This is a genomic window from Kribbella sp. NPDC051137 (assembly GCF_040682535.1).
Classification (GTDB): Bacteria; Actinomycetota; Actinomycetes; order Propionibacteriales; family Kribbellaceae; genus Kribbella; species Kribbella karoonensis.
This window is the reverse complement of the sequence record NZ_JBFBBI010000009.1, coordinates 13,585-31,234: the sequence shown is the minus strand read 5'-3', so window position 1 is coordinate 31,234 and position 17,650 is coordinate 13,585. Positions and strand designations below refer to the sequence as shown.

Below are 17,650 nucleotides of genomic sequence, written 5' to 3'. Positions count from 1 at the left end.
CTGGCGCCTAACTCCTGGCGCGGGTCTGGAGGCCGTCGAGGAGGGCGTCGAGGCCGTAGACGAAGTTGGCGGTCAGTGCGGTGTCCAGTTGCTGGGTGGTGCGGCGGCGGACCGAGGCGCGCATCTCGGGGTAGTCGGCGGAGACCTGCTGCGCCCGCTCGAGCATCTCGGCGGTCCACTCGCCCTCCGACCGGCCGGAGTTCCGGACCATCTCGCGGGTCGCGACCTCGGCGCTCGCGCAGCCGAGCACGTACGACATCACGCTGCTCACGGCGTGGTCGAGGTCGAACTCGGTGAACCCGCCGCCGCGGAACAGCATCAGGCTGCGGGAACCGAGGACCATCCCCTTCGGCCCCATGCTCGGCCGGGTGTACATCACCTCGGGCAGCCACGGATGCCGCAGCACGGCCGCCCGCAGGCTGTGGGCGAACAGCAGCGCACCGCTCCGCCATCCGGCCAGTTCCGGTTCCGGTACGTCGATCTCGCCCCAGACCTCGTCGATCAGCAGGTCGATCAGGTCGTCCTTGGTCGGCACGTGCCAGTACAGGCTGGTCGCGCCGGCGTCGAGCTTGGCCGCCAGCTTCCGCATGCTCAGCCCGGTCACGCCCTCGGCGTCCAGCACCTGCATCGCGGCGGCCACGATCTGCTCCCGGCTCAGTGTCTCGCGCGCGGGTGACGCCTTCCGTTCCCGGGTCCAGATCGGCTCTCTCATGCGCCCATCCTACTAACCACTCGCACGCTGTACGAGTTCGTCGTACAGTGTGCGAGTGACTAGTACACCGTTCGAGTCCTCCGAATCGGCGACCGGGCATCCCCGGCGCTGGTGGATCCTGTTGATCCTGTGCCTGAGCCTGATGGTGCTCGTCGTCGACAACACCGTCCTGAACCTGGCGATCCCGTCGCTGATGCGCGACCTGGACGCGACGCCGGCGGACATCCAGTGGGTGATCGACGCGTACATCCTGGCGTTCGCGGGGCTGCTGCTGACCGCGGGCAGCCTGTCCGACCGGTACGGGCGCCGCAAGATGCTGCTGGTCGGGCTCGTGCTGTTCGGCGCCGCCTCGCTGCTCGCCACGCTCGCCGCGAACCCGTGGCAGCTGATCGCCTGCCGCGGGCTGATGGGTGTCGGCGGTTCGCTGCTGATGCCGAGCACGCTGTCGCTGCTGTTCACGGTGTTCCCGCCGGAGGAGCAGCGCAAGGCGATGGCGGGTTGGTCGATGGTCGCGATGGTCGGCGTGGTGGCCGGTCCGACCGTCGGCGGCGTCCTGCTGAACCACTTCTGGTGGGGCTCGATCTTCCTGCTGAACGTGCCGATCGCGGTACTGGCGATCATCGGCACACTGGCGCTGATCCCGGAGTCGAAGGGACCGGCCCGCGACGTCGACCCGGCCGGTGCGGTGCTGACGATCGTCGGGATGGCCTCGATCGTGTGGGCGATCGTGTCGATCCCGGGCAACGGCTGGGGGTCCGCGAAGGTGCTCGGCGGGCTGGCGGTCGGGATCGTCGCGCTGGCGGCGTTCGCGCTCTGGGAGAAGCGCAGCGTGCATCCGATGGTGCCGCTCGCACTCTTCAAGGACCGGCGGTTCAGCGGTACGAGCTTCTCGATCGTGCTGCTGTCGTTCACCGCGGGCGGGCTGATGCTGGCGTTGACGCAGTACCTCCAGTTCGCCCTCGGGTACTCGCCGTTGAAGGCCGGGCTGGCGCTGATCCCGTACGCCGTGGCAGCGACCGTGTTCAACGTGCTGGGCGCGACGCTCGGGAAGAAGCTGGCGGACCGGACGCTGATCGCGCTCGGGCTGATCGTCATCGCGGGCGCGTTCGGGATCCTGACGCAGGTGTCGGACTCGACCGGGTACGGCCTGCTGATCCTCGGGCTGCTGGTGATGGGGATCGGCGGCGGCCTGGCCGGTCCGGCGGCGTACACGTTGCTCATGCAGGCCGTTCCGCCGGAGCACCGGGGCGTCGGCTCGGCGATGAACGACACCGTCCAGCAGACCGGCGCCGCGCTGTCGGTCGCCGTACTGGGCAGTGTGCTCGCGGCGGCGTACTCGTCGGCGCTGCCGGACTCGGTGCCGGAGGGCGCCCGGAAGTCGATCGCCGACACGCTCGCCCTCGGCCCGGACTTCTTCGCGGCCGCCAAGCACGCGTTCGTCGACGCGATGTCGATCGCGATGACGGTCGGCGCCATCGGCGCGGTCGCCGGAGCAGTGGTCGCACTCACCGTCCTCCCGAAGGTCCAGGACGAGGTAGCACCCGTGGACGACCCGGTCCACTGACAGCATGCAGGCGTGCCTGCGTTCCAAAAGGTCGCCAACGCCGTTCTGTTGGCGCTGCTGATCCTGCTGCCGTTCGCCCTCGGGACGATGCTGAGTGGGCGGTCGCGGGGGAGCCGCCGGGTGCTGAAATGGGCCCGGCGGCTGGCGATCACCGCCGTTCTGCTGGGGATCGCGTACGACGTGACCGGAGCGGTCTGCCTGATCCTCGCCGAGCCGACCCCCGGCCACGAACCGTGGACCGACCCGGCCGCGGTCGTCGACTACCCGACCTTCTTCCTCCCGATCGGCGTCGCCGCCTTCCTCGCCGCCCTCGGCACCCTCATCGGAGCCATCCGGGCCCGCCACCGGCTCGGCTGATCCAACCTGGGCCTGGGGGTGGGGGTGGGGTTGTGGACAGCCGATTCACGGTCTTGGGGTTCGGGTTTCTAGACTGCAATCCGCAGAAGTTCCGAATTGAGAGCGAGCCATGTCCGGTCCCAACACTGATTACGACCCGGTCGAAGTGACGCCGCTGCATGCCGAAGAGGTGGAGCGGACCCGCGACGAGGCCCTCAGAGCGTTTACCGGGGCGGCCGATCTGGCCGCCCTGCAGGAGGCGAAGTCCGCTCATCTCGGGGACAAGTCGCCGATCGTGCTGGCCAACCGGGAGATCGGCGCGCTGCCGCCGCAGGCCCGCAAGGAGGCCGGACAGCGGATCGGCGCCGCGCGGAAGGCGATCAACGAGGCGTTCGCGGCCCGGCTCGCGGTGCTCGAGGCCGAGCACGAGGAGCGGATGCTGGCCACCGAGCGCGTCGACGTGACGCTGCCGTGGCACACCCCCGAGCTCGGCGCCCGGCACCCGCTGTCGCTGATCTCCGAGCAGGTCGCGGACGTCTTCACCGCGCTCGGCTGGGACGTCGCCGAGGGGCCCGAGGTGGAGGCCGAGTGGCTGAACTTCGACGCGCTGAACTTCCAGCCCGACCACCCGGCGCGGCAGATGCAGGACACGTTCTTCGTCGAGCCGGCCGGCTCCGGCAAGGTCCTGCGGACCCATACCTCGCCGGTGCAGGCGCGGTCGATGCTGAGCCGCAAGCCCCCGATCTACGTGATCTGCCCGGGCCGGGTGTTCCGCACCGACGAGCTCGACGCGACGCACACGCCGGTCTTCTACCAGGTCGAGGGCCTGGTGGTGGACGAAGGCATCACGCTCGCGCACCTGAAGGGCACGCTCGACCACTTCGTCGTGTCGATGTTCGGTGAGGGCCTCGAGGCGCGGCTGCGGCCGAACTTCTTCCCGTTCACCGAGCCGTCGGCCGAGGTGGACCTGAAGTGCTTCGTCTGCCGCGGCGCGTCCGTCGGCAACCCGGACCGTCCGTGCCGCACCTGCGGCAGCGAGGGCTGGATCGAGTGGGGCGGCTGCGGCGTGGTGAACCCGCGGGTCCTGCAGGCCAACGGCATCGACACCGAGCGGTACTCCGGGTTCGCGTTCGGCATGGGCCTGGAGCGGACGCTGATGTTCCGCAACGGCGTCGAGGACATGCGGGACATGGTCGAGGGTGACGTGCGGTTCAGCCGCCAGTTCGGGATGGAGATCTGATGCGGGTCCCACTGTCATGGCTTCGTGAGTACGTCGAGCTGCCCGCCGACGTGACCGGCCGCCAGGTCGCGGAGCAGCTGATCCGGGCCGGCCTCGAGGTGGAGACCGTCGAGGAGTCCGACCTGACCGGCCCGCTCGTGGTCGGCAAGGTGCTCACGTACGAGAACGAGCCGCAGAAGAACGGCAAGACGATCCGCTGGTGCTCGCTGGACATCGGCAAGGACGAGCCGCAGTGGGTCGTCTGCGGTGCGCACAACTTCGAGGTCGGCGACCTGGTGATCGTGGTGCTGCCGGGTGCGGTGCTGCCCGGCGGGTTCGCGATCTCGGCGCGGAAGACGTACGGGCACGTGTCGAGCGGGATGATCTGCTCGAGCTCCGAGCTCGGTCTGGGTGACGACGGTACGCACGGCATCGTCGTACTCGAGCCGGGCGAGGCCACGCCGGGTGACGACGCGATCGCGCTGCTCTCGCTCGCCGATGACGTGCTCGACATCGCGGTGACGCCCGACCGTGGGTACTGCCTGTCGATCCGCGGGGTCGCGCGTGAGGCGGCGACGGCGTACGGCGTGCCGCTGAAGGACCCGGCCGACCTCGCGCTCTACGGCTCCGGCGAAGGCGGTTACCCGGTGCGGGTGGACGACGCGGCCGCGTGCAGCGCGTTCGTCACGCGGACGGTGACCGGGATCGACCCGAAGGCGTTGTCGCCGCGGTGGATGCAGAAGCGGCTGCTGGCGTCCGGGATGCGGCCGATCTCGATCGGGGTCGACGTCGCGAACTACGTGATGCTGGAGCTCGGGCAGCCGATCCACACGTACGACGGGGCCCGGCTGGCCGGCGAGATCGTCGTACGCCGGGCGACCCCGGGCGAGAAGCTGATGACGCTCGACGACCAGACGCGGGAGCTGGACGCCGAGGACCTGCTGATCACCGACGACTCCGGGCCGATCGGCGTCGCCGGGGTGATGGGCGGTGCGTCGACGGAGATCTCCGAGAACACCTCGGACGTCGTGATCGAGGCCGCGCACTTCGACCCGATCGTGATCGCACGCGCGTCCCGGCGGCACAAGCTGTCGTCGGAGGCGTCCCGCCGGTTCGAGCGTGAGGTGGATCCGGCCCTGCCGCGGTACGCCGCCCAGCGGGTCGCGAACCTGCTGGCCGAGTACGCCGGCGGCACGATCCTCCCGGACGAGACGGTCGTGGACACCCACCCCGCCCCTGCCCCGGTCAACCTCCGCGCCGACCACGCCGCCCGCGTCGCCGGCGCGCCGATCACCCTCGCGGAGACGCTCCAGCACCTCCGGTCGGTCGGCTGCACCGTCGAACGAGCCGCCGCCGGCGCCACCCCCGCCCCCCTCGCGGTGGGCGTCCACGCCCCGGCGCTGACGATCGCGGCCGGCACCGGCGGCCCGACCACCCCGAGCGCGACCGCCGCCGGCCCGACCACAGCCAGCGCGACCGCCGCGCCGACCGTGGCGGGTGGGAGCGGCGCCGAGGGGCTGGGGTCGGTTGCGGCCGCCGACCTCGTCGGCGACGACCTGTTGACGGTTACGCCGCCGTCGTGGCGGCCGGATCTGCGGGATCCCAACGACTTCGCCGAGGAAGTCATTCGGCTGTTCGGGTACGACAACGTGCCGTCGATCCTGCCGGCCGCCCCGGGTGGGCAGGGCCTGACCGTGTCGCAGAAGCGGCGCCGGAAGGTGGCGACCGCCCTGGTCGGCGCCGGACTGACGGAGGTCGTGTCCTACCCGTTCACCGGCGAGGCCGACTTCGACGCGCTGGGCCTGCCGGCCGGCGACCCCCGGCGTACGACGGTGAAGCTCGTCAACCCGATCTCCGACGAAGAGCCGTCGATGCAGACCACCCTGCTCGCGACGTTGCTCCGGACCGCCGAGCGGAACGCCGGCCGGGGCGCGAACGACCTGGCGATCTTCCAGACCGGCCTGGTCTTCCTGCCGAAGGCCGAGACGAAGCCCGCGCCGCTGCCGTCGGTCGCGCAGCGCCCGAGCGACGCCGAGATCCAGGCCCTGTACGACGCGCTCCCGGACCAGCCGCTGCACGTCGGCGTGGTGCTGACCGGTTCGCGGACTCCGGCCGGCTGGTGGGGCAAGGGCCGCCCGGCGGGCTGGGCCGACGCGGTGCAGATCGCGCGCCTGATCGCGTCCGCGGTGGGCGTCGAGCCGGTCGTGCGGAACGCCGAACTCGCGCCGTGGCACCCGGGGCGGTGCGCGGAGTTCGTGGTCGACGGCAAGTCCGTCGGGTACGCGGGCGAGCTGCACCCGAAGGTCTGCCAGGCGTTCGGGTTGCCCGCTCGGTCGAGCGCGGTCGAGCTCGACCTGGACGCGTTGATCGCGGCCGGTCCCGAGTCGATCGCGGCGCATCCGTTCTCGTCGTACCCGGTGGCCAAGGAGGATGTGGCGCTGATCGTCGCGGCCGACGTACCGGCGGCGGATGTGCAGGCGGCGCTGGCCGAGGGCGCGGGGGAGCTGCTGGAGTCGGTGCGGCTCTTCGACGTGTACACCGGTGAGCAGATCGGCGAGGGCAAGAAGTCGCTCGCGTTCGCGCTCCGGTTCCGCGCCCCGGACCGCACCCTGAAGGAGAACGAGGTCGCCGACGCCCGCCAGGCCGCTGTCCAGGTCACCGTCGACCGCTTCAACGCGGTCCAACGGGTCGGCTGAGAATCATGAACGGCAGTCACCCGCGGGTGGCCGTCGCGGCGCCGAACGCGGCGGCCGCGGATGCGGGTGTGCGGGTGGCTGCCGAGGGTGGGAATGCGGTGGATGCGGCGATCGCCGCGACGCTGGTGACGATGGTGAACGAGATCGGCGTGGTGTCGCCGGCGTCGGGCGGGTTCGTCACGCTGCAGGTGGCGGGCGCGGAGCCGGTCACGATCGACGGCTGGGTGGAGATGCCGGGCCGCGGCCTGCCGGGGGAGCGGTTCGGGCAGGGCGTCTGGGACGTGACCACCGACTACGGCGGCGGTACGACGACCACGGTCGGCCACGGCTCGGTCGCGACGCCGGGCGGGATGAAGGCGCTCGACCTGGCGCACCGCCGTTCGGGCAAGGCGCCGTGGCGGGAGGTCGTCCAGCCCGCGATCGACGTCGCCCGCAACGGCTTCCCGCTGAGCCGGACCTCCGGCTACTACCTGGGCTTCACCCACGAGATCATCTTCGGCTGGCACCAGCCGAGCCACGGCGTCGTGCACGACCCGGAAGGCACCGTGATCAAGGCCGGCAGTACGGTCGTGATTCCGGAGCTCGCCGAGGCGCTCGAGCTGATCGCCCGCGACGGCGCCGAGACCATGTACACCGGCGAGCTCGCGCGACTGCTGGTCGAGGACATGGCCGCGAACGACGGCATCCTCACCGCCGAGGACCTCGCGGCGTACGAGGCGATCGTCCGCCCGGCCCTGGTCGTCAAGCAGAACGGCTGGAGGCTGGCCACCAACCCGCCGCCCGCGGTCGGAGGAGTCGCGGCGGCCGCGATGCTCGCGTTGCTCGACGGTGTGCCGGCCGACGGCAGCTGGAGCCAGGCGGAGCTGGAGCGGCTCATCGACGTGCAGTACGCCGTGCTCGGCCGGCGGCTCGCCGAGCTCGACGCGGAGGACGTCCGCCGTCTCGAAGGGCAGAAGCTTCTCGACCTGGCCGCGTCCGGCGACCTGCGCGCGCTGACCTCGCCGAGTACGGCGACGGTGTCGGTCGTCGACGACGAGGGTGACGCGTGCGCGATCACGGTCTCGTCCGGGTACGGATCGGGTGTGCTCACGCCCGGCACCGGCATCTGGCTGAACAACGCGCTCGGTGAGCAGGAGCTCCTGCACGGCGGCCCGCACAGCCTCGCCCCGGGCACCCGGCTCACGTCGAACATGGCGCCGAGCGTCGCGAGACGGGACAGCGACGGCGCGGTGCTCGCGATCAGCTCGCCCGGTTCGGACCGGATCCCGACCGCGATCGCGCAGGTGTACGCGCTCGCCACCCACGGCGGCCTCTCGCTCCGGGAAGCCGTCGAGCACCCGCGGCTGCACGTCCGCGTCCGCGAGGACGTGACCGTCGACTACGAGGACGACCTGCCGGTCTCCGGCTCGACCGCGCTGCCGACCCGGCCGATGCCCCCGCACTCGATGTACTTCGGCGGCGTGGCGGCCGCGTTCTGGGATCCGGCCGACGGACTGCTCGCGGTCGGCGACCCACGGCGTACGGGTGCGGTGGCGATCTCGCCGGCGTAGCTCGCGCTAAGGTCGATCCCTGATCTGAAGGAAAGGTAGCCAATGCGGGACAAGCCCGAGCTTTCCGTCGTCGTACCGATGTACGACGAGGAAGAGGTGCTGCCGATCTTCTTCGAGCGGATGCATCCGCTGCTGGACGGACTCGGGACCAGCTACGAGCTGCTGGTCGTCGACGACGGCAGCCGGGACCGGACCGCCGCGCTGCTGCTGGACGCGGCGAAGGACTGGCCGCAGTTGCGTGTCGTCCGCCTGCTCCGGAACAGCGGTCACCAGGCCGCGCAGTCGGCCGGCTTCCGGCGCGCCCGCGGCCGGTACGTGGTCACGATCGACGCCGACCTGCAGGACCCGCCGGAGGTGATCGCCGAGTTCCTGCGCGCGGTCGAGGAGGAGGACGTCGACGTCGTGTACGGCGTCCGCTCGGACCGCTCGAGCGACTCGTGGGCGAAGCGCACGACCGCCCGGCTGTACTACCGGTTGATGTGCCGGCTGGTCGGCAAGGAGATCCCGTTCGACGCGGCCGACTTCCGGCTGGTGACCCGCCGGGTGGTCGACGCCGTGAACGCGCTGCCCGACGACGGCCGGGTGTTCCGGCTGGTGATCCCGTGGCTCGGGTTCCCGAGCACCGAGGTGAAGTACGTCCGGGCGGAGCGGGCCGCCGGGACCACGAAGTACAGCGTGTCGAAGATGGTGCGGCTGGCGTTCGACAGCGTGACCGCGTTCTCGGCGGCTCCGTTGCGGCTGGCGACCTGGCTCGGGCTGCTCGGCGGCGCGATGTCCGGCGTGTTCGTGATCGGCGCGCTGGTGATCAAGCTGACCGGCCGGAGCATTCCCGGCTGGACGTCGACGGTGCTCGCGGTGAGCGTGATCGGCGCGATCCAGTTGCTGTGTCTCGGCCTGCTCGGTGAGTACGTCGCGCGGCTCTTCCAGTCGAGTCAGCGCCGTCCGCAGTTCCTCGTCGGCTACGACAGCCTCGACGACCACGGGCACCAGGAGCCCATCCACGAAAGCACCAGATGAGGCGGTCCGCCCCTTGGCTGCTGCCGATCCTGGTGGCGGTCGGCGGGTTCGTCTCGCTGGGTGATGTCGGCGCCGGCCCGATCCTCAAGTACGCCGCGTACTTCGCCGGCGCGATCGCGCTCCCCGGGACGTTGCTGCTGCGGGCCGTGTGGCGCAGTACCGGCAACTGGGCCGAGGATCTCGGGCTCGGGTCGGTGGTCGGCGCGACCTGGCAGCTGATCGGCTGGGCGATCTTCACCGCGCTCGGCTGGCAGCGCTGGCTGATCGTCTGGCCGGCGTTGGTACTGGTCGGGTTCGCGGTCGCCGGGCGACGGTACTTCCGGATCGCCGACCCCCAGCCGCTGCCGTTCGCGTGGACCGTCGGGCTGGCGGTGTCCGCGGCGGTGATGGTCGCTGCGACGACGCTCGGCGTGATGGCCTACCACCCGATGCCGCCGCACGGCGAGGCGTACTACCCGGACCTGCTGTACCACCTGTCCATGGTGCACGAGCTGACCCGTGCCGTGCCGCCCGAGCTGCCACAGGTCGTCCACGAGCGCCTCGACTACCACTGGTTCGCGAACGCCGACATGGCCGCCGCCGTGGACGTCACGCGCCTCACACCGCTCGTCGTACTGTTCCGGCTCTGGATCCTCCCGTGGCTGGTTGTCTCGCTGCTTGTGTGTGCAACACTCGCCAGAATCGTCAGCCGTACTTGGTGGACCGGCGTACTCGCGGCACTGGCCTTAGCCGCGCCGCAGTTGTTCCTGCTCGTGGACACGAGTGTGAACCTCGCACCACCGGTCAGTCTGCTCAGCCCGTCCCAGACGTTCGGCATGGTCGCGGCTGTCGCGGTAGCGGTGTTCTTGATCGAACTGCTCTTCAGAAACGGCAGCCACCGGCTCTGGCTGCTCATCGTCCCGGTAGCCGTTGTCGGCGGCGGTTCCAAGCCGACAGTGCTGCCACTGCTGGTGGCAGCCGTCGGCCTCGCCGCCCTGTACCTACTGGTGACAACACGGCGCATCCCGTGGCGTCTTGTCGGTACGGCGTTTGTCCTGCTCGTTGTCGGTGCTACGACGCTCCTGACAGTTGCCGGCAGCACCAGCGGCTCCGGTGTGCAGTTCCTGGCCGTACTGAAGTCCCTGCCCGTCTACACGGCCGCGACTGGTGACAAGACGCAACCGGGTGACGGTGGGCTGATTCTCCCAGCGCTGGCACACGGTGAGGTGCTCGGAACGCTCAGCCTGCTGCTAGGGCTGCTCCTGACCCTGCAAGCGATGTCCTGGGCCGGTTTCGGTGTCATCGGCAAACGGGACCCGATTGCCTGGTTCCTGCTCGGCGCGATGATCGCGGGCTGGGTAGGGTACCTGCTGATCGACCACCCGTCGGTGAGCGAGTCGTACTTCGTCTACTCCGCGGCGCCGTTCAGCCTGGCCGGTGCGGGCTGGTTCGCTGCGACCAGTGCGCGCGCCTCGGGACGCCCGCTCCCGATCGCGGTCGCCGCGTTCATCCTCTCGATCGGGTACGCCGGTCTCGTCGTCTGGGCGCGCGGTGTCCCGGCCGCCTCGACCGGACGGCAGCTGTGGCTGACCACCCGGATGCTGCTGGTCGTCCTCGGGATCACGCTGTTCCTGCTGCTCGTGTGGCGGCTGACGTTGCGGCAAGCCGGTGGCGGCATGTTCGTCGTACTCGTGCTGCTGTCGACCGCGCCGATCAGTTCGTTCGCGCAGAGCGCCGTCCACGGCGACACCGAGAAGGCGCCGACGTACCGCGCGGCGCGCTGGTGGGTGTACCCCGACGAGGCGGAGGCCGCGCTGTGGCTCGGGCAGCACTCGGCGACGTACGACGTGGTCGCGACGAACACCTGGTGTCGTCCGGCCGGCTCACTGGCGCCGGGGTGCGACGCCCGCGGCTATCTGGTCAGTGGCATCGCCGGCCGCCGCACCCTCGTCGAGGGCTGGGCGTACACGAACCAGGCGATGGCCGCGCAGGGCGACGGCGGCCGCCGCTACACCGAGCAGCCGTCGCCGTGGCCGGACCGCGTCGCGCTCACCGAACAAGCCCTGACCGCACCGACCGCGGACGTGCTGCGCCGGCTGCGCGACGAGTACGGCGTCCGCTGGCTGTACGCCGACGGGCGCAACGGGCCGATCGCGCCCGCCCTCGACCGGCTCGCGGTCCGGCGACACAGCATCGGCGAGGTCCGGATCTACGACCTCGGAGCGTGAATCTCCCGTAACATCGGGTGCGCAAGGCTCGCCCGCCCGCGGCCGCAGCGTCGATCGTGATTGCTCGGGAGGGCTGGACACATGCGGGCAACCCGACCGGGGGCCATTCTTCTTGTCACCGGCCTGCTGAGCCTCGGCACTCTGAGTGCGAACGCCTACGAGGTACCGGCCGCGCCGTTCAACGCCGGCGCGACCACCGTGATGCCGGGCTCCGGGCTGCGGCAGACGATCACGGTCAGCGGGCAGACCGAGCTCGGCGACCCGACGAACGCGGGCTTCCGCGGGATCGGCCCGACGACCTATCGGCCGGCGATCGCGACCGGCACGCCCGCGCAGGACGTGGTGGTGAACACCGGCGACTGCGCGTCCACCGGTGGCTGCGGCGACCGCGGCACGGTGACGATCGCGTTCTCGCAGCCGGTCCGCAACCCGGTCCTGCACCTCGGTGGCCTCGGTGGATCGGTCACCCGGACCGTCAGCGGCACGACCGTCGCGCAGTCGGAGCTGCACGCGGTCCTGAAGCTCGGCACCGCCGGCCTCAGCCTCACGAAGGTCGGCACCGGCAACAACCTCGCGGTCACCAGCGACACGATCACCGCCGCGAACCACGACACCGGCCCGAACTGCGTGAACACCAAGTCGCCGTCCGGCCTCGACACGTCCGCGACCGCCGCGTGCGGCTCGGTCCGCGTGAACGGCGTCGTCACCGAGGTCAGCTTCGACGTCTCCGCGGTGTTCACCAAGCACCCGAAGCTGCCCGCGCTGAACAACGGCTCGTCCGGCGACGTCTTCTCGATCGTCGCCTCCGCGCCCGAGAACTTCAGCCACGCGCCCGCGTCGTACGGCAGCGCCTGGTCCGTACTGAGCGACGTACGCCTCGGCGCGGATGCTCCGGAGGACAACGCGGACGTCCCGAACGGCACTGCCGGCGCGGTCACACCGCGGCCCGGCGACGGCGTCGTGTTCAAGCCGCTGCACACCGGGCGGACGTCGTACGCCGCCGACCTGCACCTCACCGGTGCGTCGAAGGCCGGGCGGGCGTGCGGGTGGATCGACTTCAACGTCAACAGGATCTTCGACCAGGGCGAGCGGGCCTGTGCGGCGTTCGCGGCGAAGCAGTCGACGGTCACGCTGCGCTGGTCCGAGATCGCACCGAAGGCGGGTACGTCGTACGCGCGGGTGCGGGTCGGCTACAACGAGGCGCAGGTCGAGAAGCCGACCGGTGCGGCGGACGCCGGTGAGGTCGAGGACTACCCGTTCGCGATCACGCCGCCGCCCTCGCCGGTGCTGATCGACGACACCGCCGCAACCGGGTTCGGTGCCGCTGTCGTGGTCAAGGTGCTCGCGAACGACAAGCCCGGCGATCCGGCTGCGCAACTCGTCCCCGGGACGCTGTGCATTGTCGACAGTCAACAATGCGCGCAGATGCTGAACGTGGTCGGCCAGGCGAAGTACGTCGCGAACTCCGACGGCACGGTCCGCGTCGAGCCTGTGCCTGGCTTCGTCGGTCCGGCGAAGCCCGTTACGTACCGCGTTGCCGACAGCAACGGTACGACGGCGACCGCGAAGCTCACCGTGACCGTGTCCCTGCCCGACCACCCGGTCGCTCTGCCGGACACCGCGACCACCCCGCAGAACGTCAGCGTGTCCGTGAAACCGCTCGCCAACGACCACGCTGCCGCGGGCGTGCAGCTCGTCCCGGGCTCCGTCGTACTGCGGGATCCCGCCGACGCCACGTTCAAGAAGCAGGTGGTGATCGCGGGCGAGGGCACGTACGTGGTGAAGCCGGACGGCGGCGTGGACTTCGTCCCGAAGCCGCAGTTCACCGGCGTCGGCACGTCGCTCGGGTACCGCGTCACCGACACCACGAAGCAGACGGTCGAGTCCACGCTGACCGTTACGGTCACCCCGGTGACACCGACCGCGAACGGCGACTCGGTCTCGACCGCGTTCGACACCGCGATCGTCGTACCGGTGCTCGACAACGACCTGCCCGGCTCGCCGGACGCGCCGCTGGTGCCGGCGACGTTGCGGCTGGTCGATCCGGTCGGCAAGCAGATTGTCGACAAGCTGACGATCCCCGGCCAGGGCCAGTACCTGGTGGCCGACGGCAAGGTCACGTTCGACCCGCTGCACGGCTTCACCGGTGTCGGTACGCCGATCACCTACCAAGTCCTCGACAAGAACGGTACGGCGGCCCGCGCCGAGCTGACGGTCTCCGTCGCCGCACCCGGTCCGCCGGTCGCGAACCCGGACACGATCACCACCCTGCAGGGTCGGACCGTCGCAGTACCCGTCCTCGACAACGACGAACCCGGACCGACCGGCGCCGCCCTGCGGCCCGGGACGGTCCGGCTGCTGACCGCGACCCAGCCGGTGCTGTCGCTCGTCGTCCCCGGCCAGGGCAAGTACATCGTGAAAGCCGACGGCAAGGTGCTGTTCGACCCGCTCCCGTCCTTCAGCGGTACGGCGTCCCCGGTCGGCTATCAGGTTGCCGACAGCAACGGCGCGGTCGGGCGCTCGACGCTGACGGTCCGCGTGACGAAGGTCCAGCCGGACGCGTCCGACGACACCGCGGGCACGGCGTACGGCACCCGGGTGACCGTTCCGGTGCTCGCGAACGACGATGCCGGCGACCCGTCGGTACCGCTGGTGCCGAGTACCGTGCGGCTGATCGACCCGACCACGAAGCTGCCGACGGCGACGCTGGTGATGCCGGGCCAGGCGAAGTACACGACAACCGCGGACGGCACGATCGAGGTCACCCCGGCGCCCAAGTTCACCGGCGCCGCGACCCCGGTCACCTACCGGGTCGCCGACGTGAACGGTACGACGACTACCGCGACGCTGACCGTCACCGTCGCCAAACCGGCCCCGCCGACCGCTGAGCCTGACACCGCGACCGGCAAGCAGAACGTCCCGCTGCGGCTGAGCCCGCTGGCCAACGACCTGCCCGGTGTCGGCACCGCCCTCGACCCGCACAGCCTCACGCTGGTCGATCCGTCGGACGGTTCGCTCGACAAGCTGGTGAAGATCCCGGGCCAGGCGACGTACCAGGTCAACCCGGACGGCACGGTCACGATCGATCCGCTGCCGGCGTTCACCGGTGCGGGCGCCAAGGTGACATACCGGGTCTCCGACGAGTTCGGGCAGACCGCGCGCTCGACGATCACGGTCACGATCGCGCCGGTCACCCCGGTCGCGGCCGACGACACCGCGCGCACGCCGTACGGCAAGCGGGTCACGGTGAGTGTGCTCGCCAACGACAAGCCGGGCGATCCGACCGCACCGCTGGTGCCGGGCAGCCTGCAGCTCGTCGACCCGGCCGACGGATTGGCGAAGGAAGCAGTGCGGATCCCGAACGAGGGCGAGTACACCGCCGCCGGGGGAGCGGTGCAGTTCGATCCGAGTGCGACGTTCCGCGGTCCGGGTACGCCGCTGACGTACCAGGTGGCCGACACGAACGGGACGAAGGCGAGCGCCCGGTTGACGGTCACCGTCGGACAGCCGCCGATCGCGATCGCCGACACCGCCTCCACGCTGCAGAACGTGACCGTGACGGTGAACGTGCTGTCCAACGACCGCCCGGGTACGGACGCGACACTCGACCACGCATCGGTCGGCCTGAACGGATCCGCGAAGCAGGTGACAGTTGCCGAGCAGGGCACGTACGCGGTGCGGCCGAGTGGTGCGATCGAGTTCGACCCGTTGCCCTCGTTCCGCGGCAAGGCGACCCCGATCGCCTACCGGGTCGCCGACTCCGACGGGAACTACGCCGCTTCGACGTTGAGCATGACCGTCACGCCGGTCACCCCGGTAGCTGCGGACGACTCCGCGATCACGCCGTACGGGCGGGCGATCACGGTGAACGTGCTGGCGAACGACAAGCCCGGCGATCCCTCGGCCCCGCTGAGGCCGGGCAGCGTCGTCCTGAAGGACGCGTCCGGTCGGTACGGCAAGACACTGACCCGAGCGGGCGAGGGAACGTACGCCGTGGACGCGTACGGGGCGGTGAAGTTCACGCCGGCGAACGGGTTCCACGGCGTGACCACGCCGACGACGTACCGGATCGCCGATGCGAACGGGACGACCGCGGACGGCCTGCTGCTGGTGACGGTCGGCGAAGGCCCGACGGCGTCGCCTGACCCGGTCGGAACCAAGCAGAACGTGACGGTGACGATCGACCCGCTCGCCAACGACAAGCCCGGGACCGGCGCGCAGTTCGACCCGGCGTCGCTCCAGCTGTACGGCGCGGCGTGGGGACCGAAGGTGGCGATCCCCGGGCAGGGCGTGTTCACGGTGAAGGCCGGCAAGGTCACCTTCGACCCGGAGCCGGCGTATCGCGGGGTCGTCTCGGTCGCGTACCGGGTCAAGGACACGACCGGGAACCTCGCCGGCGCCACGGTCACCGCGACCGTCGCGCCGGTCGTCCCGGCGATCAAGGACGACCTCGCGACCACGCCGTACGAGACCGCGACCACCGTCGGCATCCTCGCGAACGACGCGCCGGGCGACCCGAGCGCACCGCTCGTGGCGGGCAGTGTCCGGTTGATCGACCCGGTGACAGGCTCCCCGCTGCCGGCTCTGGTCGTACCGGGGGAGGGGACGTTCACCGTGCAGCCGTCCGGCGCGATCCGGTTCGCGCCGCTGGACGGGTACGCCGGTGTCGCGGTCCCGGTCGGCTACCAGGTTGCCGACCGCAACGGAACGGTCGGCTCCGGGACGCTGACGGTCACCGTCCAGGCCCGGCCGATCGCGATGCCGGACGTGGCGCGCACCAAACAGCACGTCGCGGTGACCGTCGATCCGCTGGCGAACGACCGGCCCGGCCCGGGCGCGAAGCTCGATCCGGACTCACTGCTGCTTGTCGGCCCGGACGGAGCGCTCGTCGACCAGGTGGCCGTGCCGGGCCAGGGGTCGTACGTCGTCGGGAGCGGCAAGGTGACCTTCAGCCCGGAGCCGACGTTCTCCGGGACCGCGCAGCCGGCCGCGTACGAGATCAAGGACAGCGACCGGAACGCGGCCCGCTCGACCGTCACCGTGACGGTGCAGCCGGTACGCCCGGTGGTCGTCGACGACAGCGCCGAGACGGCGTTCGGCACGGCGGTAGTCGTGAACGTGCTCGGCAACGACAAGCCCGGTGACCTGTCCGCGCCGCTGCGCCAGGATTCCGTCGTACTGCGGGATCCGAAGGACGGCAAGGAGAAGAAGTCCGTCACGGTGCCACGCGAAGGCACCTTCGTGGTCGGCGACGGCGGCGCCGTCACGTACACCCCGGCGAAGGGTTTCGCCGGGACGACGCGGGCGCTCGTCTACCGGGTGACCGATGCGAACGACACCTCGGACACCGCGCTGCTCGACGTGACCGTCGCCGGTCCGTTGCTCGCCAAGGCGGCGCCGGACGCGGCGACCGGTACGCCGGGCAACCCGGTCACGGTGAACCCGTTGCTGAACGACAGCGGCACGATCCGGCCGAGCTCGGTCTGCCTGCGGACGCCGACCGGCACGTGCTCGAAGAACGTCACGAACGGCGCGGGCACCTGGACGGTCGGCGCCGACGGCACGGTCACGCTGAAGCCGGTGGCCGCGTTCACCGGGACGGCGAAGATGACCTACCAGACCGACGGCACGACCGCCGCCCCGGTGAAGTTCACCGTCGGCGCCGAGCCGGTCGACCAGCCGCTGCGCTACAACCGAGCCGACCTACCTCCGACCGGCGGCCCGCCCGCCGTCATCCTCACGCTCGGCACCCTGCTGGCCGCCCTCGGCGCCACCCTCCTGGTCCTCGCCCGCACCCGGAAGTGAGTCAGAGGTCGGTCACCATCATGATCTCGTCGCGGTAGTCGTCCGGGGCGACGCGGACCGCGCGCGGGTGCGTGCCGACGACGCGGTAGCCGAGCGGCCCGTAGAACTTCTCCAGCCCGAGACCGCCGCGGATCGTCAGCTGCAGCTGCTCCAGCCCGAGATCGTTCGCCGAGCCGCGCAGCCCTTCCATCAGCAGCCGCCCGGCGCCCTGCCCCTGGCAGTCGGGGTGCACCATCACCCGCAACACCGTCCGCCAGTGCGGCTGCAGCGTGCTGTCGCGGGTCACCAGCATCCCCATCCCGACGTACCGCTCCCCGTCGTGCAACACCCCGAGCACATCCAGTCCGGCGGCCACCCGGCCGAGGGCGCCGTCCAGGTTCTGCGCGATCTCGTCCACCGGCGCGGGCGCCGTGTAGCCGACCGCGCCGCCCGCGTTGGTGGCCGCCACCCACGTATCCAGCAGGTCCGCCCGCAATCCCGGATCGAGTGCCTCGTCCGGTTCTGCCTCCAGGTACTTCACCGCACCTCCATCTGCGACTGAGTT

At 71.0% G+C, this 17,650-nt stretch carries 10 protein-coding genes; 8 read left to right on the top strand and 2 right to left on the bottom strand.

The features are described 5' to 3' along the window. Nucleotides 1–7 precede the first annotated feature (7 nt). Nucleotides 8–712 (bottom strand): TetR/AcrR family transcriptional regulator, encoded by a 705-nt coding sequence (locus AB0M51_RS40040; protein WP_344198218.1) that lies wholly within the window; start codon nt 710–712, stop codon nt 8–10. Nucleotides 713–767: 55 nt separating this feature from the next. On the opposite strand from AB0M51_RS40040, the gene AB0M51_RS40035 reads away from it, so the two are divergent. The 8 genes from AB0M51_RS40035 (at nt 768) to AB0M51_RS40000 (ending at nt 17,106) form a co-directional block, all read left to right on the top strand. Beyond that, the gene (locus AB0M51_RS40035; protein ID WP_344198216.1) at nt 768–2,276 is read left to right on the top strand and encodes an MFS transporter; all 1,509 of its coding nucleotides are present in this window, start codon (nt 768–770) and stop codon (nt 2,274–2,276) included. 12 nt (nt 2,277–2,288) lie between these two features. Further along, nucleotides 2,289–2,633, top strand: a complete 345-nt coding sequence (locus AB0M51_RS40030; RefSeq protein WP_344198214.1) for a hypothetical protein — start codon at nt 2,289–2,291, stop codon at nt 2,631–2,633. Between the two features lie 109 nt (nt 2,634–2,742). Beyond that, nucleotides 2,743–3,852, top strand: a complete 1,110-nt coding sequence (gene pheS / locus AB0M51_RS40025) for a phenylalanine--tRNA ligase subunit alpha (RefSeq protein ID WP_344198213.1) — start codon at nt 2,743–2,745, stop codon at nt 3,850–3,852. Next, nucleotides 3,852–6,527, top strand: coding sequence for a phenylalanine--tRNA ligase subunit beta (locus tag AB0M51_RS40020; protein WP_344198211.1), 2,676 nt, complete (start codon nt 3,852–3,854; stop codon nt 6,525–6,527). The genes pheS and AB0M51_RS40020 overlap by 1 nt, the downstream gene beginning before the upstream one ends. Before the next feature lie 5 nt (nt 6,528–6,532). Further along, nucleotides 6,533–8,077 carry a gamma-glutamyltransferase gene (locus AB0M51_RS40015; protein WP_344198209.1) on the top strand — a complete coding sequence of 515 codons (1,545 nt, stop codon included), beginning with the start codon at nt 6,533–6,535 and terminating at the stop codon, nt 8,075–8,077. Nucleotides 8,078–8,119: 42 nt separating this feature from the next. Then, a complete protein-coding gene (locus tag AB0M51_RS40010) occupies nt 8,120–9,094 on the top strand; it encodes a glycosyltransferase family 2 protein (protein ID WP_344198207.1) in 975 nt (324 codons plus the stop codon). Beyond that, on the top strand, nt 9,091–11,301 hold the full coding sequence (locus tag AB0M51_RS40005; RefSeq protein WP_344198205.1) for a hypothetical protein: 2,211 nt from the start codon (nt 9,091–9,093) through the stop codon (nt 11,299–11,301). The genes AB0M51_RS40010 and AB0M51_RS40005 overlap by 4 nt, the downstream gene beginning before the upstream one ends. An 81-nt stretch (nt 11,302–11,382) precedes the next feature. Further along, entirely contained in the window at nt 11,383–17,106 is a 5,724-nt protein-coding gene (locus tag AB0M51_RS40000) for an Ig-like domain-containing protein (protein ID WP_344198203.1), read from the top strand. A 1-nt stretch (nt 17,107) separates the two neighbouring features. Here the strand turns inward: AB0M51_RS40000 and AB0M51_RS39995 are convergent, their stop codons facing one another. Next, entirely contained in the window at nt 17,108–17,626 is a 519-nt protein-coding gene (locus tag AB0M51_RS39995) for a GNAT family N-acetyltransferase (RefSeq protein ID WP_344198201.1), read from the bottom strand. Between the last annotated feature and the right edge of the window lie 24 nt (nt 17,627–17,650).

Bases quoted from the DNA above. Each gene is read 5' to 3' on its own strand.
- AB0M51_RS40010 (WP_344198207.1), top strand. From the start codon at position 8,120: ATGCGGGACAAGCCCGAGCTTTCCGTCGTCGTACCGATGTACGACGAG.
- AB0M51_RS40020 (WP_344198211.1), top strand. From the start codon at position 3,852: ATGCGGGTCCCACTGTCATGGCTTCGTGAGTACGTCGAGCTGCCCGCC.
- AB0M51_RS40040 (WP_344198218.1), bottom strand. From the start codon at position 712: ATGAGAGAGCCGATCTGGACCCGGGAACGGAAGGCGTCACCCGCGCGC.
- AB0M51_RS40005 (WP_344198205.1), top strand. From the start codon at position 9,091: ATGAGGCGGTCCGCCCCTTGGCTGCTGCCGATCCTGGTGGCGGTCGGC.
- AB0M51_RS40000 (WP_344198203.1), top strand. From the start codon at position 11,383: ATGCGGGCAACCCGACCGGGGGCCATTCTTCTTGTCACCGGCCTGCTG.
- pheS (WP_344198213.1), top strand. From the start codon at position 2,743: ATGTCCGGTCCCAACACTGATTACGACCCGGTCGAAGTGACGCCGCTG.
- AB0M51_RS40015 (WP_344198209.1), top strand. From the start codon at position 6,533: ATGAACGGCAGTCACCCGCGGGTGGCCGTCGCGGCGCCGAACGCGGCG.